Origin of the sequence: Blastochloris sulfoviridis (assembly GCF_008630065.1) — a bacterium.
Lineage (GTDB): Bacteria > Pseudomonadota > Alphaproteobacteria > Rhizobiales > Xanthobacteraceae > Blastochloris > Blastochloris sulfoviridis.
This window is the reverse complement of sequence record NZ_VWPL01000014.1, coordinates 38,326-64,474: the sequence shown is the minus strand read 5'-3', so window position 1 is coordinate 64,474 and position 26,149 is coordinate 38,326. Positions and strand designations below refer to the sequence as shown.

Below are 26,149 nucleotides of genomic sequence, written 5' to 3'. Positions count from 1 at the left end.
TACCATGCGTTGTTCCCAGTTTGTGTTGCAGTATAAGCGCCAGCCGTTGCACCAATTGCGCCTCTAGCTAAAATAGTACCAACAACTACAAAAAGAGGCCGAAGCGATCGCCGCGAGACCGTATCACAGGTCCATCCGCCCCGTCCGTCGCGCTGCCGGTCACTCGGCCGCGGCGTCGAACTGCAGCCTGGCGAGGCGGGCGTAGAGGCCGCCGCGGCCCACCAGCTCGCCGTGGCGCCCGTCCTCGACGATGCGGCCGCCCTCCATCACCAGGATGCGGTCGGCCGACAGCGTGGTGGCGAGGCGGTGGGCGATCACCAGCGTGGTGCGGCCCTCCATCAGCCGCCCCAGCGCGGTCTGCACCAGCGTCTCGCTCTCGGCGTCGAGCGAGGAGGTGGCCTCGTCGAGCAGCAGCACGCGGGCGTCCTTGAGGATGGCGCGGGCGATGGCGATGCGCTGGCGCTGGCCGCCGGACAGGGTGATGCCGCGCTCGCCGATCAGCGTGTCGTAGCCCTGCGGCAGCTTGGCGACGAACTCGTCGGCGGCGGCGAGATCGGCGGCGCGGCGCACCTCGTCGTCGCTGGCGTCCGGCCGGCCGATGCGGATGTTCTCGGCCACGGTGGCGGCGAAGATGTCGACGTCCTGCGGCACCAGCGCGATGTGGCGGCGCACGTCGCGGGGGGCGGCGTCGGTGAGGGGAATGCCGTCGAGCTTCACCACGCCGCTCAAGGGATCGTAGGCGCGCAGCAGCAGGTGGAAGACCGTGCTCTTGCCGGCGCCGGAGGGGCCGACCAGCGCCACCCGCTCGCCCGGCCGCACGGTGAAGGAGATGCCGCCGAGCACCGGGGCCTCGGTGCGCGTCGGATAGGCGAAGTGCACGTTCTCGAACGCCACCACGCCGAGCGCCGGCCTGGGCAGCGCCACCGGCCGGGCGGGCTCCTGGATGCGCGGCTTCACCTCCAGAAGCTCGGTGATGCGCTCGGCGGCGCCGGCCGCCTGCGAGACCTCGCCCCACACTTCCGACAACTGGCCGAGCGCGCTGGCGGCGAACACCGCGAACAGCACGAACTGGCCGAGCGTGCCCGGCGTCATGCGGCCGTCGAGCACCTCCTGGGCGCCGGACCACAGCACGGCGACCACCGAGGCGAACACCAGGAAGATGCCGACGAAAGTGAGCATGGCGCGGGCGCGGGTGGCGCCGCGCGCGGCGCCGAACGCCGATTCCACCGCGCTGCTGAAGGTGCCGCGCGCCCTGTCCTCGCCGGTGAACGCCTGGAGAGTGCGCACCGCCGAAATCGATTCGGCGGCGAAGGCGGCAGCATCGGCCAGCGTGTCCTGGGCGAGACGCGACTTCTTGCGCACCGAGCGGCCGAACGCCACCAGAGGCAGCACGATCACCGGGATCGCCACCAGCACGAGGCCCGACAGCGCGGGGCTGGTGACCACCATCATCGCCACCGCGCCGATGAACATCATGACGTTGCGCAGCGCGATCGAGGCGGCGGTGCTGACGGCCGACTTCATCTGGGTGGTGTCGGCGGTGAGCCGCGAGGTCAGCTCGCCGGTCTTGGCGGTGTCGTAGAAGGTGGCGTCGAGTGCCACGAGATGGCCGAACAGCTCGGCGCGCAGGTCGGCGACGATGCGCTCGCCGAGCGTGGTGACGAGGTAGTAGCGGACGGCGGAGGCGGCGGCGAGCACGCCCACCACCACCAGCATCATCGAGAAATACTGGTCGATGAAGCCGGCATTCTCCGAGGCGAAGCCGTGGTCGATCATGCGGCGGACGGCGATCGGCACCGCCAGCGTCGCCAGCGTCGCCACCACCAGCGCGGCCAAAGCGGCGGCGACGCGGCCCTTGTAGCGCCCGACGAAGGGAAGGAGGGCGCCAAGCGGCTTCAGCCGGCCGCGGCGTTGAACGGCTTCGGGGCTCGGCTGGCTCACGCGTCTACTCTCCCACTGTTCGTTCCGGGCCTGTCGTTCCGGCGATGTCCGGCCCGGCGGGCGCACATTGGCGCGATGCGCCCGCCGGTGCAACGTGCGGCGCGCGGGGTTCGGGCGGCCTCAGCCACGGAAGGTCTTGCCAGCGCCGCCAGTCTCGGCTAATGCCGCGCCTTCCGAATTCTGCCGGCTCCCGGTCCGGCGGCCTCTGCGGCCGACCTTTGAGGACGCGTCCATGAAGTCCGACATCCATCCCGACTATCACGTCATCAAGGTCATGATGACCGACGGCACGACCTACGACACCCGCTCGACCTGGGGCAACCCCGGCGACACGCTGAACCTCGACATCGATCCCAGCACCCACCCGGCCTGGACCGGCGGCCAGCAGCAGCTGCTCGACCGCGGCGGCCGCGTGTCGCGGTTCCAGAAGAAGTTCGCCGGGTTCGGCTTCAAGGCCTGAGCCGGGCCGCTTCGGCGGACCGAACGATCAGCCCGGTGCCCTGCGGCGCCGGGCTTTTTGGCGTCTTGGCGCAAGGCACCACGCGGGTCGGGATGATCTGAGCTGAGGTTCGTGGTCTTTTCCGGCCGGGGATCCCAGCGCAACGAAGCGCGGATCGCCGGTGCCGGTCACTCCGGCCGCTCGAAGGCGGCCTTGAGCAGGCCGATCTGGCGCTCGACCGGGTTGTCGGCGGAGGGAAGCTCGCGGCGGTCGCTGTAGAGCAGGGCGTCGAGCCGGGTCACCTTGTCCTGCAGCGCCACCGAGGCGTCGATCAGCTCGCGCAGCCGCTCCGGCAACTGGGACATGAGGTCGTCCTCCGGCATGGCGGCGCCGGAGAATCGCACTTTGTTCTTTTCGCTCTTGGCCTGCTCGGTGGTCAGCTCGCCGTCATTGACCGCGCGCTGCAGCAGCAGCCAGGAGGCGAGCTGCATCAGGCGGGTGGTCAGCCGCATGCTCTCGGTGGCGTAGGCGAGCGAGGCGGCGCGGTCGAGCGAGCGCGAATCCTGCCGGCCCGGGCCATCGAGATAGGCCGCCGTCGACTCGACCAGAGTCATGCCTTCCTTGAACAGCAGCGCAAACGCTTCCGTCCCGAGCAGGCGCTCGGCCAGCACGACGGGTTGCGGCGGCGAAAGTTCGGTCTCGCTCATCGATCGCGGCCCTTTTTCCAAGCCCGCGAACTTGAAGCACGGCAATGAGCGCGGAGTAAAGTCCGGCTGTCTTCGATGGTGAAAATGGTATGCGTTGCCGCCTGACGCGGCAAAAAAAGAGCCGCCAGCGGCGGCTCCGAAGTCTTAACAGGGAGGCGTCAAACAGAGTGGACAGGAGCCACTCGACGTCCAGAATCTGGACATCCACAGTCATACGCTGGGATACTTAATAGGGGGTTAAGCAAAGGCGCTGAATTTTCGCGCTCAGCGCCAGTCCCGCCGCCAGCGCTGGCCGTCAGAGCATTCTCCGCAAAAGTGGATACCGGTTTTGCGAAAGAGAATGCGATAACTCAAAGACTTGAGACGCGTCCGCTTGGTTCGATCGCATCGGTGGACGCTCTAGCCCGGGCGCTTGAAGACGTCGAAGGCGGCGTCCCGGCTGGCCCGCCGCGCGGCCAATGCCACCTCCAGTCGGGCGATTTCGGCGCGCAGAAGCTCGATGCGCTCCTCCAGCTCGCCCACCGACAGCGCATCGAGCGGCTGGCCGATGTCGTGGACCACCTTGCGCCTGGGCTCGTCATCGTCGCGCAACGCCATCGTCGAACTCTCCTGTGATCGCCGGCCAATCGTGCCCGGATGCGTGCGTGCACGATCCGGGGCCACAGATTAGCGTCGGTTGGCGGCCGGCGGGAGCGGGGGCGGCGAAGAGCGTAGAGTGCATGCCGCCGTTGCCAGCGCCCCGGCGGAGGGCTACCCCAATGCGACGCAACGAGTTCGAGACGCAATGAGTTCGAGGCTTGCCATGACCGCCCCCGCGCTGCCCACCACCATGACCGCCATCGCCATTCCCGAGCCGGGGAGGCCGGAGGCGCTGGTGCCGGTCGAGCGGCCGGTGCCCGCACCGGGGCCGGGCCAGATCCTGGTCAAGATCGAGGCCGCCGGCGTCAACCGGCCGGACATCATGCAGCGCAAGGGCCTCTATCCGCCGCCGCCCGGCGCGCCGGACATTCCGGGGCTGGAGATCGCCGGCACCGTCGCGGCGGTGGGCGAGGGTGCAGGTCAATGGAAGGTGGGCGAGACCGTGTGCGCCCTGGTCTCGGGCGGCGGCTATGCCCAATACGGCCTGGCCGAGGCCGGCCACGCGCTGCCCATTCCGGAGGGGCTGAGCGCCGCCGAGGCGGCGGCGCTGCCGGAGACGGCGTTCACGGTCTGGCACAATGTGTTCGAGCGCGGCGGGCTGACCGCGGGCGAGGTCCTGCTCGTCCATGGCGGCGCCAGCGGCATCGGCACCACGGCGATCCAGCTCGCCAAGGCGCTGGGCGCCCGCGTCATCGTCACCTGCGGCAGCGACGACAAGTGCGCCGCCTGCCTCAAGCTCGGCGCCGACCGGGCGATCAACTACAACACCGCCGACTTCGTGGCCGAGACCAAGGCGTTCGCCGGCGGGCGCGGGGCCGACGTGATCCTCGACATGATCGGCGGCGACTATATCGAGCGCAATTTCGAGGCGGCGGCGCCGGACGGCCGCATCGTCCAGATCGCCTTCCAGAACGGCTTCAAGGCCACGGTCGACTTCCGCCGCCTGATGCTGAAACGCCTCACCTATACCGGCTCGACGCTGCGCTCGCGCACCGATACCTTCAAGAGCGCGCTGGCGCAGGCGGTGGCGGGCCACGTCTGGCCGCTGATCGCGGCGGGCAAGCTGCGGCCGGTGATGGATTCGCGTTTCCCGCTGTGCGAGGCCGCCGCCGCCCATGCCCGCATGGAGGGAAGCGGCCACATCGGCAAGATCGTTCTGGTGCCGTGAGGAAACCGGGTTCGCCTTGAGAATGCCCCTGCGCGTCTGTACCACTGCCGCCAGCCGCGGCGCCGCCGCCGGTTCGGAGGTCGGATCCGTGTCTGTCATACGTGCTGCGCTGGTCGCGGTCGTGGCCCTGTGGGCCATGCTCGCCGGCCACGGCGCCTGGGCCCTCGATGCGGTGGTGGTCCGCCAGAACCTGCCGGCGGTCGACCTTCTGCCGGCAGTCGAGCTGCACACCGTCGAGGGCGACCGCATCCAGGTGTCGACCGCGCCGGGGCCGGACGGCATCGTGCGGCGCATCGAGGTGCGGGCGCGCGAGCCGGGGCCGGCCTCGCACTGGCTGGTGTTCGCGCTGGCCAACAACACCGACGAGCAGCTCGACCGGCTGATCGTCGCGCCGCATTTCCGCATGGTCGAATCCGGGCTGATCTGGCCCGACCTCGGCTCGGTGCGCATCGCCAGCCTGACGCCGAGCCAGGGTTTCCGTCCCGAGCAGCAGAGCGATCCCGGCTCCGACACCTTCCTGGTGACGCTCGATCCCGGCGCCACGGTGACGCTGGTGGCCGAGCTCAAGACGCCGCGGATCCCGCAGCTCTATCTGTGGGAGCCGGAGGCCTACAAGGCCAAGGTCAACTCCTTCACGCTCTATTACGGCATCGTCATCGGCATCGCCGGCCTGCTGGCGCTGTTCCTGACCATCCTGTTCGTGGTCAAGGGCTCGGCGATGTTCCCGGCGGCGGCGCTGCTCGGCTGGGCGGTGCTGGCGCAGATCGGCACCACCTTCGGCTTCTGGGCGCGGGTGTTCGATCTCTCCACCGAGGTCCAGCAGGTGTGGCGCGCCAGCGGCGAGGCCATCCTGGCCTCGACGCTGGTGGTGTTCCTGTTCGCCTATCTCAATCTCAGCCGCTGGCACGTGCGCTACGGCCACATCGCGCTGGGCTGGCTGATCACTCTCGGCGGGCTGGTGACGCTCGCGGTCGTCGATCCGCCGATGGGCGCGGGCATCGCCCGCATGTCGATGCTCGGCGTGGCCGTGCTCGGCTTCTTGCTGATCGTGTACCTGTCGACCCACGGCTACGACCGCGCCGTGCTGCTGATCCCCACCTGGGCGCTGTTCCTGGTGTGGGTGATCGCCGCCGGCTTCACCATCACCGGCATCTTCACCAATGAGCTGGTGGCGCCGGCGCTGCTCGGCGGCCTGGTGCTGATCGTGATGCTGATCGGCTTCACGGTGATGCAGCACGCCTTCTCCGGCGGCGGCCTCGCCGGCCCGGTCGGCGACATCGAGCGCCGCGCCTTGGCGCTGGCCGGCGCCGGCGACATGGTGTGGGACTGGGACGTCGGCCGCGACGCCATCTACACCAGCCCCGAGGCCGAGCATCTTCTCGGCCTCCGCCGCGGGACGCTGGAGACCGACGCCGCCGGCTGGCTGGAGACGCTGCATCCGGCCGACCGCGACCGTTTCCGCACCGCGCTCGACAGCCTGGTCGAGCAGCGGCGCGGCCGCATCCACCAGCAGCTGCGGATGCGCAGCCAGGACGGCCACTATCTGTGGTTCGCGCTCAGGGCGCGGCCGGTGATCGGCTCGGACGGCGAGGTGGTGCGCTGCATCGGCACCATGGTCGACATCACCGAGAACAAGACCGCCGAGGAGCGGCTGCTGCACGACGCGGTGCACGACAATCTGACCGGCCTGCCCAACCGCGCGCTGTTCCTCGACCGGCTGGAGGCGGCGCTGGGCTTCGCCCGGCTCGACGAGACCATGCGCCCGGCGGTGATCCTGCTCGACATCGACCGCTTCAAGCAGATCAATTTGTCGGCCGGCGTGTCGATCGGCGATTCGATCCTGCTCACCATCGCCCGGCGGCTGTCGCGCCTGCTCAAGCCGCAGGACACGCTGGCGCGCCTGTCGGGCGACCAGTACGGCATCATCCTGCTGTCCGAGCGCGAGCCCGAGCGCATCACCGCCTTCGCCGACACCATCCGCAAGACGCTGCGCACGCCGATCACCTTCGCCAATCGCGAGATCTTCCTCACCGCGTCGATCGGGCTGGCGCTGATCGATGCCGACCACGGCCGGCGCGAGGAGGTGCTGAAGGACGCCGAGCTGGCCATGCAGGTGGCCAAGCGCACCGGCGGCGACCGCATCGAGGTGTTCAAGCCGGCGCTGCGCACCCAGAAGACCGACCGGCTCGGCCTCGAATCGGACCTGCGGCGCGCGCTGGAGCGCGACGAGATCATCATTCTCTATCAGCCGATCGTACGGCTGGAGGATCGCACGGTGGCCGGCTTCGAGGCCCTGGCGCGCTGGAACCACCCCAAGCTCGGCAAGCTGGCGCCGGCCGAGTTCATCCCGATCGCCGAGGAGACCGGGCTGATCATCGAGCTCGGCCTGTTCGTGATGGACCGTGCCGCCCGCCAGCTCGGAAGCTGGCAGCGCGTGCTCAGGCTCGACCCGCCAGTGTTCGTGTCGGTGAACGTGTCGTCGCGCCAGCTTTTGCGCCACGACCTGATCCAGGACATCAAGGGCGTGCTGGCGCGCAACGTGGTCATTCCCGACACGCTCAAGCTGGAGCTCACCGAGTCGCTGGTGATGGAGAACCCGGAATACGCCGCGCAGATGCTGTCGCGCATCCGCGAACTCGGCGCCGGCCTGTCGCTCGACGATTTCGGCACCGGCCACTCGTCGCTGGCCTATCTGCAGCGCTTCCCCTTCGACACCGTCAAGATCGACCAGCAGTTCGTGCGCGCCTCCGATCGCGGCACGCGGCCGGTGCTGCTGCGCTCGATCGTCGCCATGGCCCACGACCTCGGCATGGAGGTGGTGGCGGAAGGCGCGGAGACCGAGTCGGACGCCGTCGAGCTCGCCCAGCTCGGCTGCGAATACGCCCAGGGCTTCGCGTTCGGCGAGCCACTCACCGCCGAGGACGCGCGCCGCCTGATCTCGCCGATTCCGGCCGAGAGCCAGCGCGCCGCCGCGGGGCGGTGATACGGTTTCCGGCCTGCAGGGCCGGAGAACCGTATTCCGATCGCCGAAAAACCCCCGTCCGATCAAGGATTTTTCGGCGAGACCGTTTCCGGTGTCCCGAAGGGATCAACCGGAAACCATACGAGAAGCCGTGTCATCCCGGGCAAGCGCCGCAGGCGCGCGACCTGGGATCGTCTGCAGGATCTTGGATCGTCTGCAGGGTGATATGATCTTTTCGGATGCCGGTCCCGGGTCTCACGGCTTCGCCGTTCGCCCGGGACGACGACGCGGCGACGCCATGCGTGAAGATCACGCGTGGCCGGCTTCGCTCGCCAGGTTGCCGATGCCGACGCCGATCTTGCGCAGCGCCTGCTGATACTTGGCCTCGGTCTCGCTGCCGAAGATCAGGTCCGGATCGGCGTCGCAGTGCAGCCAGCCATTGGCCTGGATCTCGGATTCGAGCTGGCCCGGCGCCCAGCCGGCATAGCCCAGCGCCAGCACGGCACTGTGCGGCCCCTCGCCGTGGGCGATCGCCTTGAGGATGTCCAGCGTCGCGGTGAGGCAGATGCCCTCGTCGATCGGCAGCGTCGAGTTCTCGATGAAGAAATCGGCGCTGTGCAGCACGAAGCCGCGCCCGGTCTCCACCGGTCCGCCGCGCAGCACGCGGATGGCGCCGACCGTCTTGGGAAGCTGGATCAGCTCCGCCTTCGGCACGATCTCGAGCTGCACCAGGAGGTCGGAAAACTGGATGTCGGGCGCGAGCTGGTTGACGATGATGCCCATCGCCCCTTCGGCCGAATGCGCGCACATATAGATCACCGAGCGCTCGAACCGCTCGTCGTGCATCGACGGCATGGCGATGAGCATCTGGCCATCCAGATACCCGCCGGGCCGGTCGCTGCGGCTGGATCGCACAATCTTCATAGGCAAATGGTAGCCGCTTCGGCCTGCTTTGCAAACGCTCGAAGACCGGCCGCGACCTCGCGTCAGCGCGGAAGTGATTGCCGGCCGAGGCGGCCGCGTCTCACGACATCGTGGCTGGCGCGCGCCGGCGGCGGTGCGCTACTGCCGATCCGTGAGGGCAGCGGGTATGGCAGCGGGTATGGACGGGCATCATCGCCGGAGTTCGCCGACGGGCGGCGCGGGTCTCGCGGCCGCGGCGATGGCCGCCCTGGTGGGGACGGGCCTCGTCTGCGGCGTTCTGCCAGGGACGGATCTGGCGGCCTCCGAGGCGCGTGCGGCCGACTCGGGGTGGGTGGCCGGTCCGAATTCGGCGGCGCGGCTGATCGCCGGCGGCGTCAATGGCGACGATTCGGCGCTGCGGGCCGGCCTGGAATTGCGGCTCGATCCCGGCTGGAAGACCTACTGGCGCTACCCGGGCGATGCCGGCATGCCGCCCCGCTTCGATTTTTCGCGTTCGACCAATGTTCGCTCGGTGGAGGTCGGCTGGCCGGCGCCGCGGCGGTTCGAGTCGGGCGGCGGCGTGTCGATCGGCTATGGCGGCGCGGTGGTGTTTCCGCTCACCATCCACCCGCGCGACCCGGCGCGGCCGGCGGTGCTGGCGGTCGACCTCTCCTACGCCGTGTGCGGCACCCTCTGCATCCCCGCCGAGGCGGCGCTCAGCCTGCCGGTGTCGCCGCAGGTGCATTTGGCGGCGGTGGCCGGGGCGGGAGCCGGCGGCCTGCTTCACGCCCATGACGTCCGCGTGCCGCGCCGGGCCGCGCTCGGCGCGGCCGGCGGCCTCGCCATCGCCCGCGTGGCCGTCGACCGCAGCACGAAACCCTGGCGGGTGCGCGTCGATGCCCGCGCGGCGCCGCAGGCCGAGCTGTTCGTCGAGGGACCGACCGCCGACTGGGCGCTGCCGGTGCCGGGCGCGGGCGTTCCGGCCGCCGAGGGACTCCTCCGATTCGAGTTCGATCTTGACGGCGTGCCGGCCGGCGCCGACCCGGCCGGCGCCCGCCTCACCTTCACGCTGGTGTCGGGCGAGGGCGCCGTCGAGACGACCGCCCCCCTCGACTGAAGGCCGTCCCCTCCTAGATCAGGAACGAGCGGGCGGCAGGTGCCGTCCGTCCCGTCCCTGCGCTTTCCCCTTTGACAAGCCTGCCCAACGAGGAGCCACGGCCATGACCATCCAGGTCGGAGACCGCCTGCCCGACGTTACCTTCCGCGTGCCCACCGAGGACGGCCCGGTGGCGAAAGCCACCGGCGAGCTGTTCGCCGGCAAGCGGATCGTGCTGTTCGCGGTGCCCGGCGCCTTCACGCCCACCTGCCACAAGAACCATCTGCCGGGCTATCTCGCCCACGCGGCCGACTTCAAGGCCAAGGGCATCGACGCCATCCTGGTCACCGCGGTGAACGATCCGTTCGTGATGGACGCCTGGGAGAAGGCGAGCGGGGCGGCGGGAAAGATCGTCTTCCTGGCCGACGGCAATGCCGACTTCGCCAAGGCGGCGGGGCTCGATCTGGACGGGTCGGCGTTCGGGCTGGGCATCCGCTCCAAGCGCTACGCCATGCTGGTCGAGGACGGCGTGGTGAAGACGCTGCTCATCGAGGACGTCCCCTCCCAGGCCAACCAGTCGAGCGCCGAGGCGCTGCTGCGGCAGATGTGATACGGGTTGCCGGCCTACAGGGCCGGAAACCGCATGGCAGAGACGGGATTCGACGGGGATTCGCCGCGCGGTCGCGGAGCGTCGAATCGTCCCACGATGGCCGACCGGGGCGTCCGCTCCGGCCGATTGCCGCGATCCGGCGGTCCGGTCTCGAAGATCGCGCGTCGTCCGGCCCGACCGCGTCAGTACGCGCGTCAAGTTCTTGAGTTGTCGCAGTCTCTTTCGCAAAACGGTGCCCGCTTTTGCGGAGACTGCGCAAGCGCGTCCGCCAGTCTGATTGAACCAAGCGGACGCGTCTCAAGTCTTTGAGTTGTCGCAGTCTCTTTCGCAAAACCGGTACCCGCTTTTGCGGAGACTGCGCAAGCGCGTCCGCCGGTCTGATTGAACCAAGCGGACGCGTCTCAAGTTCTTGAGTTGTCGCAGTCTCTTTCGCAAAACCGGTGCCCGCTTTTGCGGAGACTGCTCTAGGCGATGATGTCCGGAAACAACTGGTCCTCGATCTCGATGATGCGATCCTTGATCGAAAGCTTGCGCTTCTTCAGCCGCTGAACCTGCAGCCGGTCGAAGCCCGACATGGCCTCCAGCGCCGCAATCGCGGCATCGAGATCGCGATGCTCCTGCTTAAGCCGCGAGAGCTGCGCACGCAGTTCTGATTCTTCCTGATTTGTCATGAGGCTGCAGCTTTGCGCCGGCCACCCCGCGGGCCGCGCATCAAGATCAGTATCACCCCGCCTTGCGTGGCCCGCAAGGCGGAAGGGCTGGGCGTCTTGCGGCCCTATGCTGCAATGCAGCACGGATCGGTAGTCGACTTGCTCCAAACGGCGTGGCAGACTTTTTTTGCTTGCCCCTACAAGGGAGAACGGAGCATATGTCAATTCAGGCTCACCTTGCGGAACTCGAGAAGCGCCATCAGAGCATTGCGCGCGAGATCGAGGAAAAACTGGCCCAACCGGCTTCAGACGATCTCCAGATCGCCGAACTGAAGCGACGCAAGCTGGCCATCAAGGATGCGATCGAGAAGCTCAGGGGCGATACCCTCAGCGTACACTGACCCGCACAGCAGCGTGGTTTAGAACCGCCGGCCCGCGCCGGCGGTTCGGTTTTTGGGCCGGTCATCGGGCCGGCAGTCCGGCCCGCGCGGCCGTTTCCCTCCCGCCGGATTCGACGTGACCGACTCCGCTTCCGATTCGCCGGCCCCGGCCCTGTCGTCGCCCTCCTACCGGCTCGCCGCGCTCGACCGCGAGTTTCTGCTGGGCGACTCGATGCGCGGCGCCCGCTTCCTGCTCGAATACAGCAAGGTCGAGGAGACGCTGCGGCGCGAGAACATCCGCTCGACCATCGTCGCCTTCGGCAGCGCCCGCGTGCGCGAGACCGGCCCCGGCCGGCACGCGGCCTGGTACGCCATGGCGCGCGATTTCGGCCGCATCGCCTCCGAGCGCGGCGGGGCGCTCGACCATGGCTATGGCATCCGCGACAACGTCATCGCCACCGGCGGCGGCCCCGGCCTGATGGAGGCGGCCAACCGCGGCGCGTTCGAGGCCGGCGCACCCTCGATCGGCTTCAACATCCTGCTGCCGCACGAGCAGCATCCCAACCCCTACACCACGCCGGACCTCACCTTCCGCTTCCACTACTTCGCGATGCGCAAGATGCATTTCGCCATGCGCGCCAATGCGCTGGTGGCATTTCCCGGCGGCTTCGGCACGCTCGACGAAGTGTTCGAGATCCTGACGCTGCGCCAGACCGGCAAGATGGGGCCGGCGCCGATCGTGCTGATCGACCGGGCGTTCTGGACGCGGCTGATCGAGCTGCCGGTGCTGGTCGAGAACGGGCTGATCGGCGAGGACGACGTCGCGCTGATCGAATGGGCCGACGATGCCGAGGAGGCGTGGGCGGTGCTGGCCCGCCACGGCCTGGGCAAGCACGATCCCAATCTGCCGCCTCAGCCCTTGGGCGCGCCAGCCGGGCAGCCCTAGGCGACGCGGCCCCGCCCCGTGTCCGGCCTCCCCGGGTCAGGCCCCGGGCACTTTGACGCGGGCGGCCCGTTACCGCCCTCTTCACCCAATGTCCGATAGCGCTCGCTCTTGCGCCCTGTATGGTTCCGGCCACAATCGGGGCAAGGCCTGTCCACAGGGTCGAGCGAGAGGGAGCCGCCATGACTGCCACGACCAGCGCGCCGATCGGGGCGCCCGCCGCAACCAGCCGCTATGCCGAAGTCTATGCCGCCTGGAAATCCGATCCCCAGGCCTTCTGGGGCGAGGCGGCCAAGGCCATCGACTGGTATGAGGCGCCCAAGACGGTGTTCGACCCCAATGCCGGCGTCTACGGCCGCTGGTTCACCGACGGCGTGTGCAACACCTGCCACAACGCCATCGACCGCCACGTCGCGGCCGGCCGCGGCGAGCAGACCGCGATCATCTACGACTCGCCGGTCACCGGCACCAAGGCCCGCATCTCGTACGCGGAGCTGCAGCAAAAGGTGGCGACCTTCGCCGCGGTGCTGAAGGAGTTCGGCGTCGAGAAGGGCGACCGCGTCATCGTCTACATGCCGATGATCCCGGAAGCGGCGATCGCCATGTATGCCTGCGCCCGGCTCGGCGTCATCCATTCGGTGGTGTTCGGCGGCTTCGCCTCCAAGGAGCTCGCCACCCGCATCAATGACGCCAAGCCCAAGCTGATCCTGGCGGCCTCCTGCGGCATCGAGCCCAACCGCGTGGTGCCCTACAAGCCGCTGCTCGACGACGCCATCGGGCTCGCCGCCCACAAGCCGGAAGCCTGCATCATCTTCGCCCGGCCGCAGAGCACAGCCACCCTGATCCCGGGCCGCGACTACGACTGGGCGGACCTCGTCGCCAAGGCCGAGGCCGCCGGCAAGACCGCCGACTGCGTGCCGCTGAAGGCCACCGACCCGCTCTATATTCTCTATACCTCCGGCACCACCGGCATTCCCAAGGGCGTGGTCCGCGACAATGGCGGCCACATGGTGGCGCTCCACTGGACCATGGCCAACCTCTACGACGTCCATCCGGGCCAGGTGTACTGGGCGGCCTCGGACGTCGGCTGGGTGGTCGGCCACTCCTACATCATCTACGCGCCGCTGCTCGCCGGCTGCACCACCATCATCTATGAGGGCAAGCCGGTCGGCACGCCGGATGCCGGCGCGTTCTGGCGCATGGTCGACGAGTACAAGATCACCGTGCTGTTCACCGCGCCGACCGCCTTCCGCGCCATCAAGAAGGAAGACCCCGAGGCCAAGCTGCTGGCGGGATACGACATCTCCAGCATGCACACGCTGTTCCTGGCCGGCGAGCGCGCCGACCCCGACACCGTGTTGTGGGCGGAACGCATTCTCGGCGTGCCGGTGGTCGACCACTGGTGGCAGACCGAGACCTCGTGGGCGATCGCCGGCAATCCGGTGGGCCTGGGCCTGCTGCCGATCAAGCCGGGCTCGCCGACCGTGCCGATGCCGGGCTACGACGTGCGCATCGTCGACGAGGCCTGCCACGAGCTGCCGGCCAACAAGATGGGCTCGATCGTGGTCAAGCTGCCGCTGCCGCCCGGCTGCCTGCCGACGCTGTGGCAGCAGGACGAGCGCTTCGAGGAGAGCTACCTCCACGAGTTCCCCGGCTTCTACAAGACCGCGGACGCCGGCTTCATCGACGAGGACGGCTACGTCTACATCATGGGCCGCACCGACGACATCATCAACGTCGCCGGCCACCGGCTGTCGACCGGCGGCATGGAGGAGGTGCTGGCCTCGCACCAGGCGGTGGCCGAGTGCGCGGTGATCGGCATCAAGGACGAGCTGAAGGGCGAGGTGCCGTGCGGCTTCGTGGTGCTGAAGGCCGGCGTCACCAAGTCGCCGATCGAGATCGAGACCGAGATCGTCAAGCTGGTGCGCGACAAGATCGGCCCGGTCGCGGCGTTCAAGATCGCGATCTGCGTCAACCGTCTGCCCAAGACCCGCTCGGGCAAGATCCTGCGCGGCACCATGAAGAAGATCGCCGACGGCGACACCTGGACCATGCCGGCGACCATCGACGATCCCGCCATCCTCGACGAGATCGCCGAGCAGTTGAAGGGCCACGGCATCGGCGCGTGATACCCGTCCGGGAGGCCGCGTCGCGGTCTCCCGGAACTGATCCGCCGGAGCGGCGTGTTCGGAGGCGGTATTTCGACAATCGGACGACGAAATCCGGCCCGAGCGGCCGGATTTTCGCGTCATACGGGTTCCGGTTGATCCCTTCGGGATACCGGAACCGGCCTCGCCGAAAACCCCAGTTCTAAAAGAAAGTCTCGATAACGGGGTTTTCGGCGATCGGAATGCGGTTATCCGGCTTGATCAGCCGGAAACCGCATCAGCCCACCGCGCGGATGGCGGCGATGCGGTCCTCGATGTCGGGATGGGTGGAGAACAGCTCCCAGCCGTCCGGCGGATCGAAGATGAACATCTGCTGCACCTCGTCGGCGACCTCGCCGATCCCGGGCTTGCCCGCGATCTTGGTCAGCGCCGACACCAGGGCGTCGGGGTTCTTGGTCAGTTCCAGGGCGCCGGCGTCGGCCATGAACTCGCGCCGCCGCGACAGGGCGAAGCGCAGCGCCAGCGCGCCGATGCGGCCGAGCCACAGGATGCCGGTGGCCACCAGCAGGAACATCATGAACTTGTTGCCGTCGCGGTCGTCCGAGCGCGGCGCGTAGCGCAGGCCGCGCATCGCCAGCTCGCAGGCCAGCGCAAACACCCCGACGAACACGATCGAGACGATCAGGAGCCGCGAGTCGCGATTGATGACGTGGGTCATCTCGTGCGCCAGCACCGCCTCCAGCTCGGCGTCGTCGAGCGTGGCGAGAAGGCCGCGGGTGACGCCCACCACCGCATCGCGCTCGCTCCAGCCGGCGGCGAAGGCGTTGAGGCCGTCGGTGTCGATCAGCGCCACGTGCGGCGTCGGCAGGCCGCGCGAGATCGCCAAGGGCTCGATCAGCCGGCGGACGCGGCGCGCCTCAGGCGAGGTGTCGTCGAGGTGGGCGCCGGCCAGCGCCAGGATCGCTGGCCGCTGGATCAGATAGGCGATGGCGAACCACGCCGCGCTCGCCACCAGCACGCCGGGGATCGCCGCCTGCGCCAGCGCGCCGCCGGCCCGCACCGCCGCCACCGGGTCGTCGTCGCCCAGGATCAGCGTGAAGGCGACGCACAGCACGTAGGTCACGGCGACGAGCAGCGCCGGAAAGGCGGCGAGCAGCAGGAGGCTGCGGCTGTTGTTGCGCCAGATCCAGGTTCGGAGGCCCAGCACGCCCGGCGGCAGCGCCGCCCGCGGCGGGGCGGCGGCCTGCCCGGTCGCTTGCGATCCGGTCACTTGAACGAGACCTTCACCGGCTCGGTCAACTCGGCGGCGCGGTCGGCCGGCAGGTCGTAGAACGACGCCGGCTGGAAGCCGAGCCGGGCGGCGAAGAAGATCGCCGGGAACTGCTCCAGCGCGGCGTTGTATTCGCGCACCGAATTGTTGAGGAAGCGCCGCGCGGCGGCGATCTTGTTCTCGATGTCCATGAGCTGGGTCTGCAGCATCTGGAAATTGGCGCTGGCCTTGAGGTCGGGATAGGCCTCGGCCACGGCGATCAGCCCGCCGATGGCGCGGCCGAGCCCGGCCTCGGCCGCCATTTTGTCGGCCGGCGTCGCGGCCTGCGCCACCGCGGCGCGCGCCTGGGTGAGCGTCTCCAGCACCGTCGATTCGTGCTGGGCGTAGCCCTTCACCGTCTCGACGAGCTGCGGCACCAGGTCGTAGCGCTGGCGAAGCTGCACATCGATGTCGCCGCCGGCACTGGCGACCGATTGCCGCAGCGCGACCAGCCGGTTGTAGATGACGACCGCGACCACCGCGGCCAGCACGATGAGGCCGAGCAGCACCAGTTCCATGGCTTCCCCTGTTGCTTTGCGTCATGTCCGGACCATCGGTCGCGCGATCCCGCCGTCCGGTTCAAGTATAGGAGGTTCGCGCGCCCGGCCACTGTGGACATCGGGGAGCACGGCTTGACCGGCCGGCGCGGCAGGGCGATGCCTGTCCGCAGAAGAGGGACCATTGATGGCCACATCCAGGATGAAGAAGACCGATATCGAAGACGACGCCACCAATTTCGCCAAGGATCAGCTCAAGGCCATCGTCGAGCGGATCGAGCGGCTGGAGGAAGAGAAGAAGGCGATCGCCGACGACATCAAGGACGTGTTCGCCGAGGCCAAGGCCAACGGCTTCGACGTCAAGGCGCTGAAGACCATCCTCAAGCTGCGCAAGCAGGACCGCGACGAGCGCCAGGAGCACGAGGCGATCGTCGAGCTCTACATGACCGCGCTCGGCATGATCCAGGGCGAGTGATATCCGCGGCCTTTGCCACGGCCCCGCCGTTGTGGTGGCTGGGCTTCGGGGTGATCGAATCGGACAACTGCTGGCCGGAGGCCGCGGTTTCTTCCCTCTCCCCTTGCGGGAGAGGGTGGCGCGACCGAGCAAAGCGAGGTCGAGCCGGGTGAGGGGTAATACAGACGCGCGTTTGAAGGTTCACCCCTCGCCCGCCTCGCGATCTTCGATCGCTCGGCACCCTCTCCCGCAAGGGGAGAGGGAAGAATGAAGCCGAGTTGATCCCTGGACGCGCGCGTCAGCCCGGGTGAGGGGCCTCTTGCCGATACGAAAAAGCCTCCGGCCCATGGGCCGGAGGCTTTTTTGCGTCAGAGACGGCTGGGACGCTTACCGCACCCGGCGGCCTCTCTGGGAGGCCGCGTCGTCCTGCAGCAGGGCGACGTCGAACCGGGCGAGCGGCAGCGGCCGGATCGCCGGGCCGGCGAACCGGTCGGGGGTCAGGTCCGGGTCGGACCTGCGGGAGAATTTGAGGTCGAGGGCGCCGCCGCTGCCGCGCAGCAGCGAGGCCGCCGTCCTGGCATCCGGGTGGCGCATGTCGACGCGGACCGTGTCGAACCGGGCGGCGACGATCAGGCGGGGCAGGCCCGGCCCTTCGGTGCGCGGCGCCGTCAGGCGCGGCGTGGGTTCGCGGAACATGGGCTCACGCGCCGCCGAGCGCTGGGCGGCGGGGCGGTTGGCCGCCGGCTGCGGAGCCGGGGCAGCGGCAACCGCGCGCGGCCGGGCGATGTCGTCGGCGCCGGCATAGGCCAGCACCGGCATCCGATCGGGGTCCTGCTGCCGGTCCTGAGCCTGCTGCGTCGCGCCGATGCCGGCGGTGATCTCCGGCGGCAGGCCGCCGCGGGCGATGCTGGCCGTGATCTCGGGGCTGGACGGGCGCGTCTCCGCCGAGGCCAGCGCGAAGCTGCCCGCAGCCTGGCCGGAGCCGGGGCGCGGCCGCGGCCGCGGCGCGGCGGCCACCTGCGCGGCCGGCGCTTCGCGGCCGTTCGGGCCGGCGACCCAGCGCATCGAATCGGCGGGCGCGGCAGTCGTCTCGGTCTGGGCCACGGTGATGGCACCGGCGCGATCGGGCCGCACCGGCGGCAGCGGCACGCCCGGAGCCTGGGCGACGGTGGTCGAGGCGGGAGCCGCCTGAGATTTGGCCGGCGCTTCGGCGGCCGGCGTCGCGCCCGTCTCCTCGCGGTCGCCGCCGAGCCAGGCGAACAGGCTGCGGCGCGGGGCGGCGGCCGCCGAGGCGGTGGCCGCGCCGCGCGAGCGGTAGATCACCCGCCCGTCATTGGTCATCTCGCCGTCTTCGTCGGCCTCGACGCGAGACGCCACCAGGGTGCGGCCGCGGACGGCACCGCCGTGCCGCGCGATCTCGCGGGCCGCGACCTCATAGCGGGCCATCGGCCGGCCATCGGCCGGCAGGTGGACGGTCTTGCCGTCCGGGAACACGCGGGCGAGTTGCGCGCGGCTCATGCGCGGCCAGTGGCGGACGCTGGCGGTATCGAGATGGACGAAGGGCGAGCCGGAGGTCGGGTAGAAGCCGACGCCGCCGCGCTGCAGGCGCAGGCCGGCTTCGCGGACGGCCGACAGGCTGATGCCCGGAATGAACAGGTCGATCGCCTTGCCCACGGTGTGCTGGGAGAACTGGGCGACGCCGCGGCTGCGCGAGCGCAGCATGGAGTTGGTGGCCGGCGAACGATAGCCGGAGATGACCTCGACCGGGGCGGTGGCGCCGACATCGCGAGAAACTTCCCACACGACGTCGAACAAATGGGGGTCCATCTGCGTTGACTCGTTGCGGCGCCAGTCGCGCATGAACCAGTTGAGTTTTTTCAGCGCGCCTTCGTCGTAGCGGCCGTCACGCTTGTAGGTGATGGTCAGCGACTCGTCCGTATGCGTGTGGTGGAATGAGATCGTGCGCGTGTCGCCATTGGCGACAGCGTCTTGGGTGCCTCGGACGCCGCCGGCCACAAGCGTGGCTGCGAGAGCGGCGACGGTGAGACCGTGCCGTGCGCGGCGGATGAAGGCGACGTGGACGTCAAAGCGGGAGGTGTGCCTTAAACTCACTGAGCCGGTCCCCGATGCGTAGACAGGATGTGAGGCGGGCGCGTCCCCTTACCGCGTTCGCCAGGGTGAACATCGTCTTAATCGGGTCCGGTTAATGGCGACTTAGCACCCGCCCCCGATGTGCTCAGGCTTGGGTAAGGACTGAACGTGGCAAAAATCGGCCGCGCGCCGATCCGCGCCAGAATTCTGGTTAATATCAGTGGTTAACCGGAGGTGAGGTAGCCGATCACCGAGAGGATCAGCCGCCGCGCATCGGCCGGATGCCGAACAATTGCTCCAGGAAGGTCGGCGGCGGACCCGCCGGACGCACCACCGGCGGTGGCAGCGCCACCGGCCGCGCCGAGGGCGGCGGCGAGAAGCGGCGCACCTCGCCCTCCAGGCCCAGAAGCGCCTTTACCTGCGCATTGTAGCTGTAGACGTCGTCGCGGACCACCAGCGCCCCGGTCTCGTCGACCATCGTGGTGAAATAGGCCACGTGGACCGGGAACTGCTGGCGGAACTGGATGATGTTCTCTTGGCGGCCGAACATCGATTCGATGCGCCCCGGCGACCAGTGCTCGCCCGGCAGGCCGAGGGAGAACACCACTTCTCCGAACTTCAGCGGCTCGTTCACCCGGATGCAGCCATGGCTGAACGTGCGTACCTCGCGCGCGAACAGGTGGCGCGTCGGCGTGTCGTGCAGATAGACGTGGTGCCGGTTGGGGAACATGAACTTGATGCGGCCGAGCGCGTTGCGCTCGCCCGGCGGCTGGCGGAACGAGATCGAGTTGGGATCGGCGCCATAGATCTCGTAGGGGTCGACCGGGCGGCCATTGACCAGCACCTCCAGGCCCTGGCGGGTGATCGCCTCGGGGTCGGAGGCGAGGAGCGGCAGCATCTCGTTCCTCACGATCGAGGGCGGCACGTTCCAGGCCGGGTTGATCACCACATATTCCATGTCGTCGGTGAATACCGGCGTCGGGGTCGACGGCTTGCCGGTGATCACCCGCGTGCGGTGGATCATCTGGCCGTTGCGCCAGATGCGCACGGTGAACTCGGGAATGTTCACCATGATGTGGGTGGTGCCGAGATCGCGCGGCAGCCACCGCCAGCGCTCCATATTGGCGATGATGTCGTTGATGGTGGCCTTGCCGCCGCCATTGAGCGCGGCCAGCGTCCGGGATCCGACCACGCCGTCGACGGCGAGGTCGTGCGTCTCCTGGAACGCCTCGACCGCCGCGACCAGGTCGGGGCCATAGAGGGTGTCGGCGGCCTCGCCGGCAATGCCGAGCTTGGCGCGCAGCGCCGGTACGCGCGCATCGCGCATGCCCGGCCGCAGCAGCGGCCCGCCGGGGACGCGGGCGGTCTCCTCGGCGGCCGTGGCGCTGCGCATCTCGGCGAGAATCGTCCTCAGCGCCCGGTAGCCGTCGTGCGGCGGATTGTAGGCGGCGAGCGCCGCGCCGGGGTCGGCGGCCTGGGCGACCTTGGCGATCACCTCCTCGGTCTTGGGGACCGTGCGGCGCGGGGTGACCAGCGGATGCACGCGGCCGGGATCGAAGCGGCCGGACATGGCGTGGCGGGCGTAGGTCACCGCGGCGTTCGAATATTTCAGCTCGGCCGAAGCGAGTGTCGCCGCCGTCGCCGCCTGGCCGGGGTCGGCGGGCAGGGGATAGTCGGCGGGGTCGAGCCCCTCGGTTGCGGCGCCGGCCAGCACCGTGCGCACCGCCGCGGCGCGCGCCGAAAGCGTGCCGTGCTCGATCCACACCGGCTTGAAGCCGCGCGCCTCGTAGGCCTGCGCCAGCGTCTCGCGCAGCCGCCGCTCCTCGGCGCTGCCGCCGCGCTCGGCGAGAAGCGCCCGCAGCGCCGCGGTCACCGCCGCGTCCTCGACCGCCGCCGCGGCGGCCGGGGGCGGGGCCGGCGGCGCAGCCTCCCTGGCGGCCTGCCCGGCGGGCGCGACAGCCGGGGACGCGTCCTTTTCCGTGTCCTTGGCTGTCTCCTTCACCGTCTCCTTCACCGCGTCCTTCACCGTCTCCCTGGCTGTGTCTTTGACCGGCGCGCCAGCGGGCGGCCCGATGTCGGCAAGGCCGGGCGGCGGCACATTGGCCGGCTCGGGCACCGGCACCAGCGCGTCAATGGAGGGTGCGGCGGGCGCGGCCGTCTCGGGCGCGGTTGCGGCGGCGGGCGCCGCGGCCGGCGCCAGGGGCACCTCGACAGCCGCCGGCCGCAGCTCGGGCTTGATCTCGGCGGGCTTGCTCTCGCCGGCCTCGACCTCGTCCGACTTGGTGGTGCTGGACTTGGCGGTGCCGGGCTCGGCCTCTGCGTCGGCGCCGGAGCGCAACGCCGGTTCGTCCTCGGGATCATCCTCGGGGTCGGGGTCGATTTCGGCCGCAGGCTCGTCCGGATCGCCCTCGCCGGTCGCGCCATCGGGCGCCGCCGTGGCCGCGGGGGCGGCGTCGGTCCCGGGCGCCGTTTCCGTGGCCGTGGCTGGCGCGGCCTGGGTGGCAGCGGTTGCCGGCCCCTCAAGTGCCGGCCCTTCTGTGGCGGCGGCCTCGTAGGCCAGCAGCGCGGCCAGCGCGGCGCCTGCCAGAAACCGGGCGGAACCCCCACGCATGGCACCTGCTCCCATAGATCAGCGCATCTCGATCCGAATTCGTTCGGACCTGATCTGATTTGCTTGACGGCGGCAACTCACCACGCCGTCATCCGGGCTTTTTTCCGGACGTGTTACGCCGGCACCACGCCCGGCGCATCGGCGGCCTCCGCCTCGGCCGTGCCGGTCTCGGCGGCGAGGGAGTCGGCATCGAGGCCGAGCTCCTTCAGCCGCCGGTAGAGCGTCGAGCGGCCGATCTTCAGCCGGCGCGCCACCTCGGTCATCTGGCCGCGATAATGGCGGATGGCGTGGCGGATGGCGGCGCCCTCGACCTCCGCCAGCGCGACGACATGGCCGTCCGGTCCGCGCAGCGGCAAGGCGCAGCCGCCCGCGGCGGACCCCGGCCGTCCGATCGAAAGCGGCGCGTCCGCCGGCTCGCCAAGGAGCGGCTCCAGCCCGCCGAAGGCGAGGTCGGTCGGCGCCAGCGCCGGGGCCGCCTGGATGCGCGCGGCGATCTGCGGAAACTCGGCCGGCGTCAGCTCGTCGGTCTCGGCCAGCACGACGGCGCGGAACACCGCATTCTCAAGCTGGCGGACATTGCCCGGCCAGGGGTGCTCGGCCAGCAGCCGCAGCGCGTCGGACGAGACGGTGCGGATGCGCTTGCCCTCCTCGGCAGCGAAGCGCACCGCGAAATGGCGCACGAGATCGGCGATGTCCTCGCGCCGTGCCCGAAGCGGCGGCAGCGCCAGCGGAAACACCGCCAGCCGGTAATAGAGGTCTTCGCGGAAGCGGCCGGCCTTCACCTCGGTGAGCAGGTCGCGGTTGGTGGCCGACATCACCCGCACGTCGACCTTCACCGTGCGCCGGCTGCCCACCGGATCGACCTCGCCGGTCTGCAGCACCCGCAGCAGCTTCACCTGCGCGTCCGGCGACAATTCGCCGATCTCGTCGAGGAACAGCGTGCCGCCGGTGGCGTCGACGAACTTGCCGGTGTGGCGGTCGAAGGCGCCGGTGAACGCCCCCTTCTCGTGGCCGAACAGGATCGACTCGACCAGGCTCTCGGGGATGGCGCCGCAATTGACGGCGACGAACGGCTTGGCGCACCGCGCCCCCGAGCCATGGATGGCGCGGGCCACCAGCTCCTTGCCGGTGCCCGATTCGCCCTCGATCAGCACCGGAATGGCGGAGGCCGCCGCCTTGTTGGCAAGCTTGAGCACCGCCGCCATGCGCGCGGAGCGGCTCAGCACGTCGGAAAAGGTCAGCGTGCCCTCGCGCGCCCGCTTGAAGCGGCGGATCTCGTTCTCCAGCGCCCGGGTCGCCAGGGCGTTCTTGAGCGACACCGAAAGCCGCTCGATGCCGACCGGCTTGACCACGAAATCGACCGCGCCCGCCCGCATGGCGGAGACCACCGCGTCGATCGAGCCGTTCGCGGTCTGCACGATCGCCGGCACCTCGCAAGCCTGGTCGCGCAGTCGGGTCAGCACCGCCATGCCGTCGAGGTCGGGCATCACCAAATCGAGCAGCACGGCGTCGAACGCCGATCCGGCCAGCGCCGCCAGCGCCGCCTCGCCGCTGTCGACGGCGACCGCCTCGAAGCCCAGCCGGCGCACCATGGCGTCCAGCAGCCGCCGCTGCACGGGATCGTCGTCGACGACCAGAATCACGCCACTCATGCCGTCCCCGACCCGATCTGTGCCAATTTGGGGCGACCGTGGCCGGGGAATGTTAACGCAACGCTAACAATCTCGCGTCGGACAGGACTTTTCGCCGCCCCTGACGCGCGGAAACGCGCGAACATGCTGAATGAATTGCAAATTCTCAGAAGTTTTGCGCCTGTCCGCCAGCCTGGGCCGCGCGCCCGGCGGGCCATCGGCGAAACCCCGCTTGGCGGCCCGCCATTCTGCGGTATCTCTGCAGGTCCGGCCCCGCCCCATCCCCGCCACGAACGGCGTGTCGGGTCGGGGCCTCCCTGCATCGGATCGAGCCGCTTCATGACCTCAGCCGCGACACCTGCCGCCTCTGCCTCCCCCCGCAGCGCCGCCGCACCATCCCCCGCGCTGCCGGAATGGGATCTGTCGGACCTCTATCCCGGCATGGCGTCTCCCGAGGTGGCGGCCGATCTCAAGGAGGCCGAATCGGCCTGCGCCGCCTTCGCCGAGACCTGGCGCGGCAAGCTCGGCGAGATCGCCGCGGCCGCCGATGCCGGCCCCCGGCTTGCCGAGGCGGTGCGCCAGTACGAGGCGATCGAGGAGCTGCTCGGCCGGCTGATCTCCTATGCCGGCCTCGTCTATGCCGGCGACAATTCCGACCCCGCGCGCGCCAAATTCTATGGCGACGTCCAGGAGCGGGTGACCAACGCCTCGTCGCACCTGCTGTTCTTCGAGCTCGAGATGAACCGGCTCGACGACGCGCTGGTCGATGCCGCGCTGGCCGACCCGGCGCTTGCCCGCTGGTGGCCCTGGTTCACCGACATCCGCAAGGAGCGGCCCTACCAGCTCGACGACCGGCTGGAGCAGCTGTTCCTGGAGAAGTCGGTCACCGGCCGCACCGCCTGGAACCGGCTGTTCAACGAGACGGTGTCGACGCTGCGCTTCAAGGTCGAGGGTCGCGAGCTGACGCTGGAGCCGACCCTGAACCTGCTGCTGGAGCCGGCCGAGCCCGCCCGCAAGGCCGCCGCCGAGGCGCTGGCCACCACCTTCCGCGAGCACCTGCGCACCTTCACCCTGATCACCAACGTCCTGGCCAAGGACAAGGAGATCACCGACCGCTGGCGCGGCTTCAAGGACGTCGCCGACAGCCGCCACCTCGCCAACCGGGTCGAGCGCGAGGTGGTGGAGGCGCTGGTGTCGGCGGTGCGCGACGCCTATCCGCGGCTGTCGCACCGCTACTATGCGCTGAAGGCGCGCTGGTTCGGCAAGGACGCGCTCGACCACTGGGACCGCAACGCGCCGCTGCCCAAGGTCGAGCAGCGCACCTATGCGTGGCCGGAGGCGCGCTCAACCGTGCTCGACGCCTATCGCGGCTTCTCGCCGAAGCTGGCCGAGATCGCCCAGCGGTTCTTCGACCGGCGGTGGATCGACGCGCCGGTGCGGCCGGGCAAGGCGCCGGGCGCCTTCTCGCACCCCACCGTGCCCTCGGTGCACCCCTATGTGCTGATGAACTACCAGAATAAGCCGCGCGACGTGATGACGCTCGCCCACGAACTCGGCCACGGCGTCCATCAGGTGCTGGCCGCGCCCAACGGCCCCTTGATGGCGCCGACCCCGCTGACGCTGGCGGAGACCGCCTCGGTGTTCGGCGAGATGCTGACCTTCAAGGCGATCCTCGCCGCCACCCCCGACCGCGCCCAACGCAAGGCGCTGATCGCCTCGAAGGTCGAGGACATGCTCAACACCGTGGTGCGCCAGATCGCCTTCTACAGTTTCGAGCGCAAGGTGCACGAGGCACGCATAGCGGGCGAGCTGACGGCGGACGAGATCGGCCGGTTCTGGCTTGAGGTGCAAGGCGAGAGCCTGGGTCCGGCGATCCGGCTCGGCCCCGGCTACGAGACGTTCTGGACCTATATCGGCCACTTCGTCCACGCGCCGTTCTACGTCTACGCCTATGCGTTCGGCGACTGCCTGGTGAACTCGCTCTATGCCGTCTATGAGCGCGCGCCGGAGGGCTTCGCCGAGCGCTATCTCGGTCTGCTCGCCGCCGGCGGCACCAAGCATCACTCCGAACTTCTGGCGCCGTTCGGGCTCGATGCCCGCGAGCCGGCGTTCTGGCAGACCGGGTTGACGGTGATCGAGCGCATGATCGGCGAGCTGGAGGCGCTGGAGGGGTAAGGCGCGACAGCGTCCTTCCGCTGTGATACATTTTGTATAACAGCGGAGGCGGAGATGAAGCGCGAGGATCCGGCCGAGGCACGGGCCAACACCACCGGCTATGTGCTCAAGATCAAGAAGATCGGCAATTCCGTCGGCGTGCTGCTGCCGAAGGAGATGCTGGCGCGCCTGCATCTGCAGGAGGGCGACGTGCTGCACGTCATCGAGCAGACTGAGCGCAGCGTGAAGCTCAGCCCCTACGACCCCAGGCACGCCAAGGCGATGGAGATCGCCCGCCGGTCGTTCCGCGACTACGCCGACACCTACAAGACGCTCGCCAAATAGAGGCCCGCCACATGACCGAGCCGGAATGGCTGGACGTCGAGATCGTGCTCGACATTCATGCCGAGCAACTGGCGCTGTTTGGCGGTGCCGAGGGGCTGCGCGACCGTGGTCTCCTGGAGTCGGCGCTGGCGCGGCCGCTCAACAAGTTCGCCTATGGCGAGAGCGACCTTGCCGCGCTCGCCGCCGCCTATGGGTATGGCTTGGCGCGCAACCACCCGTTCGTCGACGGCAACAAGCGGATGGCGTTTGCCGCGATTGTCGTGTTCCTCGGCCTGAACGACCGCGATCTGCGGGCCGACCCCGCCGAGGCGGCGGCCGCCATCCTGGCGCTGGCGGCGGGCGAGGTCGGCGAGGAGGGGCTTGCCCGCTGGATCGGCGACCGGCTCGCACCCCCGCGTTCACTTGCAGCCCCGAATACACTTGCACCCCCGCGTACACCGGTCGCAGGCGGGGGGTAACAGCCAACCGTTGATTTGGTGCGCAACCTGGAGGATGCTGGCGCCCCGCGGGA

At 69.5% G+C, this 26,149-nt stretch carries 22 protein-coding genes; 12 read left to right on the top strand and 10 right to left on the bottom strand.

Annotated features, from left to right (window positions below; translation table 11 throughout):
- Nucleotides 1–159: 159 nt before the first annotated feature.
- The gene (locus F1193_RS09720) at nt 160–1,941 is read right to left on the bottom strand and encodes an ABC transporter transmembrane domain-containing protein (protein ID WP_246164263.1); all 1,782 of its coding nucleotides are present in this window, start codon (nt 1,939–1,941) and stop codon (nt 160–162) included.
- Between the two features lie 232 nt (nt 1,942–2,173).
- On the opposite strand from F1193_RS09720, the gene rpmE reads away from it, so the two are divergent.
- Nucleotides 2,174–2,401: a 50S ribosomal protein L31 gene (gene rpmE / locus F1193_RS09715; RefSeq protein WP_150097480.1), complete on the top strand. Its 228-nt coding sequence runs from the start codon at nt 2,174–2,176 to the stop codon at nt 2,399–2,401.
- Between the two features lie 167 nt (nt 2,402–2,568).
- Here the strand turns inward: rpmE and rcdA are convergent, their stop codons facing one another.
- Both rcdA and F1193_RS09705 read right to left on the bottom strand, forming a co-directional pair.
- Nucleotides 2,569–3,087: a protease adaptor protein RcdA gene (gene rcdA / locus F1193_RS09710; RefSeq protein WP_150097479.1), complete on the bottom strand. Its 519-nt coding sequence runs from the start codon at nt 3,085–3,087 to the stop codon at nt 2,569–2,571.
- A gap of 399 nt (nt 3,088–3,486) precedes the next feature.
- Nucleotides 3,487–3,684, bottom strand: a complete 198-nt coding sequence (locus tag F1193_RS09705; protein WP_150097478.1) for a DUF1192 domain-containing protein — start codon at nt 3,682–3,684, stop codon at nt 3,487–3,489.
- 205 nt (nt 3,685–3,889) lie between these two features.
- On the opposite strand from F1193_RS09705, the gene F1193_RS09700 reads away from it, so the two are divergent.
- The gene (locus tag F1193_RS09700) at nt 3,890–4,894 is read left to right on the top strand and encodes an NAD(P)H-quinone oxidoreductase (RefSeq protein WP_246164262.1); all 1,005 of its coding nucleotides are present in this window, start codon (nt 3,890–3,892) and stop codon (nt 4,892–4,894) included.
- Nucleotides 4,895–4,982: 88 nt separating this feature from the next.
- On the top strand, nt 4,983–7,877 hold the full coding sequence (locus F1193_RS09695) for an EAL domain-containing protein (protein WP_425457229.1): 2,895 nt from the start codon (nt 4,983–4,985) through the stop codon (nt 7,875–7,877).
- A 288-nt stretch (nt 7,878–8,165) separates the two neighbouring features.
- Here F1193_RS09695 and F1193_RS09690 read toward each other — a convergent pair whose 3' ends face one another.
- Nucleotides 8,166–8,780: a YqgE/AlgH family protein gene (locus F1193_RS09690; RefSeq protein ID WP_150097476.1), complete on the bottom strand. Its 615-nt coding sequence runs from the start codon at nt 8,778–8,780 to the stop codon at nt 8,166–8,168.
- A 238-nt stretch (nt 8,781–9,018) separates the two neighbouring features.
- Here F1193_RS09690 and F1193_RS09685 point away from each other — a divergent pair, with 238 nt between their 5' ends.
- Together F1193_RS09685 and F1193_RS09680 are read left to right on the top strand one after the other, a co-directional pair.
- Complete coding sequence (locus F1193_RS09685) at nt 9,019–9,876, top strand: protein-disulfide reductase DsbD domain-containing protein (protein ID WP_170263493.1); 858 nt, start codon at nt 9,019–9,021, stop codon at nt 9,874–9,876.
- A gap of 103 nt (nt 9,877–9,979) precedes the next feature.
- Complete coding sequence (locus tag F1193_RS09680; RefSeq protein ID WP_150097474.1) at nt 9,980–10,465, top strand: peroxiredoxin; 486 nt, start codon at nt 9,980–9,982, stop codon at nt 10,463–10,465.
- A gap of 464 nt (nt 10,466–10,929) precedes the next feature.
- On the opposite strand, the gene F1193_RS09675 is transcribed toward F1193_RS09680, so the two are convergent.
- Nucleotides 10,930–11,136: a YdcH family protein gene (locus F1193_RS09675; protein ID WP_150097473.1), complete on the bottom strand. Its 207-nt coding sequence runs from the start codon at nt 11,134–11,136 to the stop codon at nt 10,930–10,932.
- Between the two features lie 197 nt (nt 11,137–11,333).
- Here F1193_RS09675 and F1193_RS09670 point away from each other — a divergent pair, with 197 nt between their 5' ends.
- From F1193_RS09670 to F1193_RS09660, 3 genes are all read left to right on the top strand, one after another.
- Nucleotides 11,334–11,516 (top strand): YdcH family protein, encoded by a 183-nt coding sequence (locus F1193_RS09670; RefSeq protein WP_126401690.1) that lies wholly within the window; start codon nt 11,334–11,336, stop codon nt 11,514–11,516.
- Between the two features lie 211 nt (nt 11,517–11,727).
- Nucleotides 11,728–12,441: an LOG family protein gene (locus tag F1193_RS09665; protein ID WP_150097510.1), complete on the top strand. Its 714-nt coding sequence runs from the start codon at nt 11,728–11,730 to the stop codon at nt 12,439–12,441.
- A gap of 179 nt (nt 12,442–12,620) precedes the next feature.
- Nucleotides 12,621–14,567, top strand: coding sequence for a propionyl-CoA synthetase (locus tag F1193_RS09660; RefSeq protein ID WP_150097472.1), 1,947 nt, complete (start codon nt 12,621–12,623; stop codon nt 14,565–14,567).
- A 256-nt stretch (nt 14,568–14,823) separates the two neighbouring features.
- Here the strand turns inward: F1193_RS09660 and F1193_RS09655 are convergent, their stop codons facing one another.
- Nucleotides 14,824–15,816 carry a M48 family metallopeptidase gene (locus F1193_RS09655; protein WP_210247341.1) on the bottom strand — a complete coding sequence of 331 codons (993 nt, stop codon included), beginning with the start codon at nt 15,814–15,816 and terminating at the stop codon, nt 14,824–14,826.
- A complete protein-coding gene (locus tag F1193_RS09650; protein WP_150097471.1) occupies nt 15,813–16,373 on the bottom strand; it encodes a LemA family protein in 561 nt (186 codons plus the stop codon). The genes F1193_RS09655 and F1193_RS09650 overlap by 4 nt, the downstream gene beginning before the upstream one ends.
- 166 nt (nt 16,374–16,539) lie before the next feature.
- On the opposite strand from F1193_RS09650, the gene F1193_RS09645 reads away from it, so the two are divergent.
- Complete coding sequence (locus F1193_RS09645; protein WP_150097470.1) at nt 16,540–16,827, top strand: DUF2312 domain-containing protein; 288 nt, start codon at nt 16,540–16,542, stop codon at nt 16,825–16,827.
- Between the two features lie 366 nt (nt 16,828–17,193).
- On the opposite strand, the gene F1193_RS09640 is transcribed toward F1193_RS09645, so the two are convergent.
- The 3 genes from F1193_RS09640 to F1193_RS09630 form a co-directional block, all read right to left on the bottom strand.
- Nucleotides 17,194–18,918 (bottom strand): peptidoglycan L,D-endopeptidase MepK, encoded by a 1,725-nt coding sequence (locus tag F1193_RS09640; protein WP_150097469.1) that lies wholly within the window; start codon nt 18,916–18,918, stop codon nt 17,194–17,196.
- 238 nt (nt 18,919–19,156) lie between these two features.
- Nucleotides 19,157–21,508: a L,D-transpeptidase family protein gene (locus tag F1193_RS09635; protein WP_170263491.1), complete on the bottom strand. Its 2,352-nt coding sequence runs from the start codon at nt 21,506–21,508 to the stop codon at nt 19,157–19,159.
- Nucleotides 21,509–21,621: 113 nt separating this feature from the next.
- On the bottom strand, nt 21,622–23,160 hold the full coding sequence (locus F1193_RS09630; RefSeq protein ID WP_150097467.1) for a sigma-54-dependent transcriptional regulator: 1,539 nt from the start codon (nt 23,158–23,160) through the stop codon (nt 21,622–21,624).
- Between the two features lie 318 nt (nt 23,161–23,478).
- On the opposite strand from F1193_RS09630, the gene F1193_RS09625 reads away from it, so the two are divergent.
- Genes F1193_RS09625 through F1193_RS09615 form a run of 3 tightly spaced genes read left to right on the top strand, consistent with a single transcriptional unit; the run spans nt 23,479 to nt 26,096 of the window.
- A complete protein-coding gene (locus tag F1193_RS09625; protein WP_150097466.1) occupies nt 23,479–25,314 on the top strand; it encodes a M3 family oligoendopeptidase in 1,836 nt (611 codons plus the stop codon).
- Between the two features lie 54 nt (nt 25,315–25,368).
- Nucleotides 25,369–25,638, top strand: a complete 270-nt coding sequence (locus F1193_RS09620; RefSeq protein WP_150097465.1) for an AbrB/MazE/SpoVT family DNA-binding domain-containing protein — start codon at nt 25,369–25,371, stop codon at nt 25,636–25,638.
- A gap of 11 nt (nt 25,639–25,649) precedes the next feature.
- A complete protein-coding gene (locus tag F1193_RS09615) occupies nt 25,650–26,096 on the top strand; it encodes a type II toxin-antitoxin system death-on-curing family toxin (protein WP_150097464.1) in 447 nt (148 codons plus the stop codon).
- The last annotated feature ends 53 nt before the right edge of the window (nt 26,097–26,149 follow it).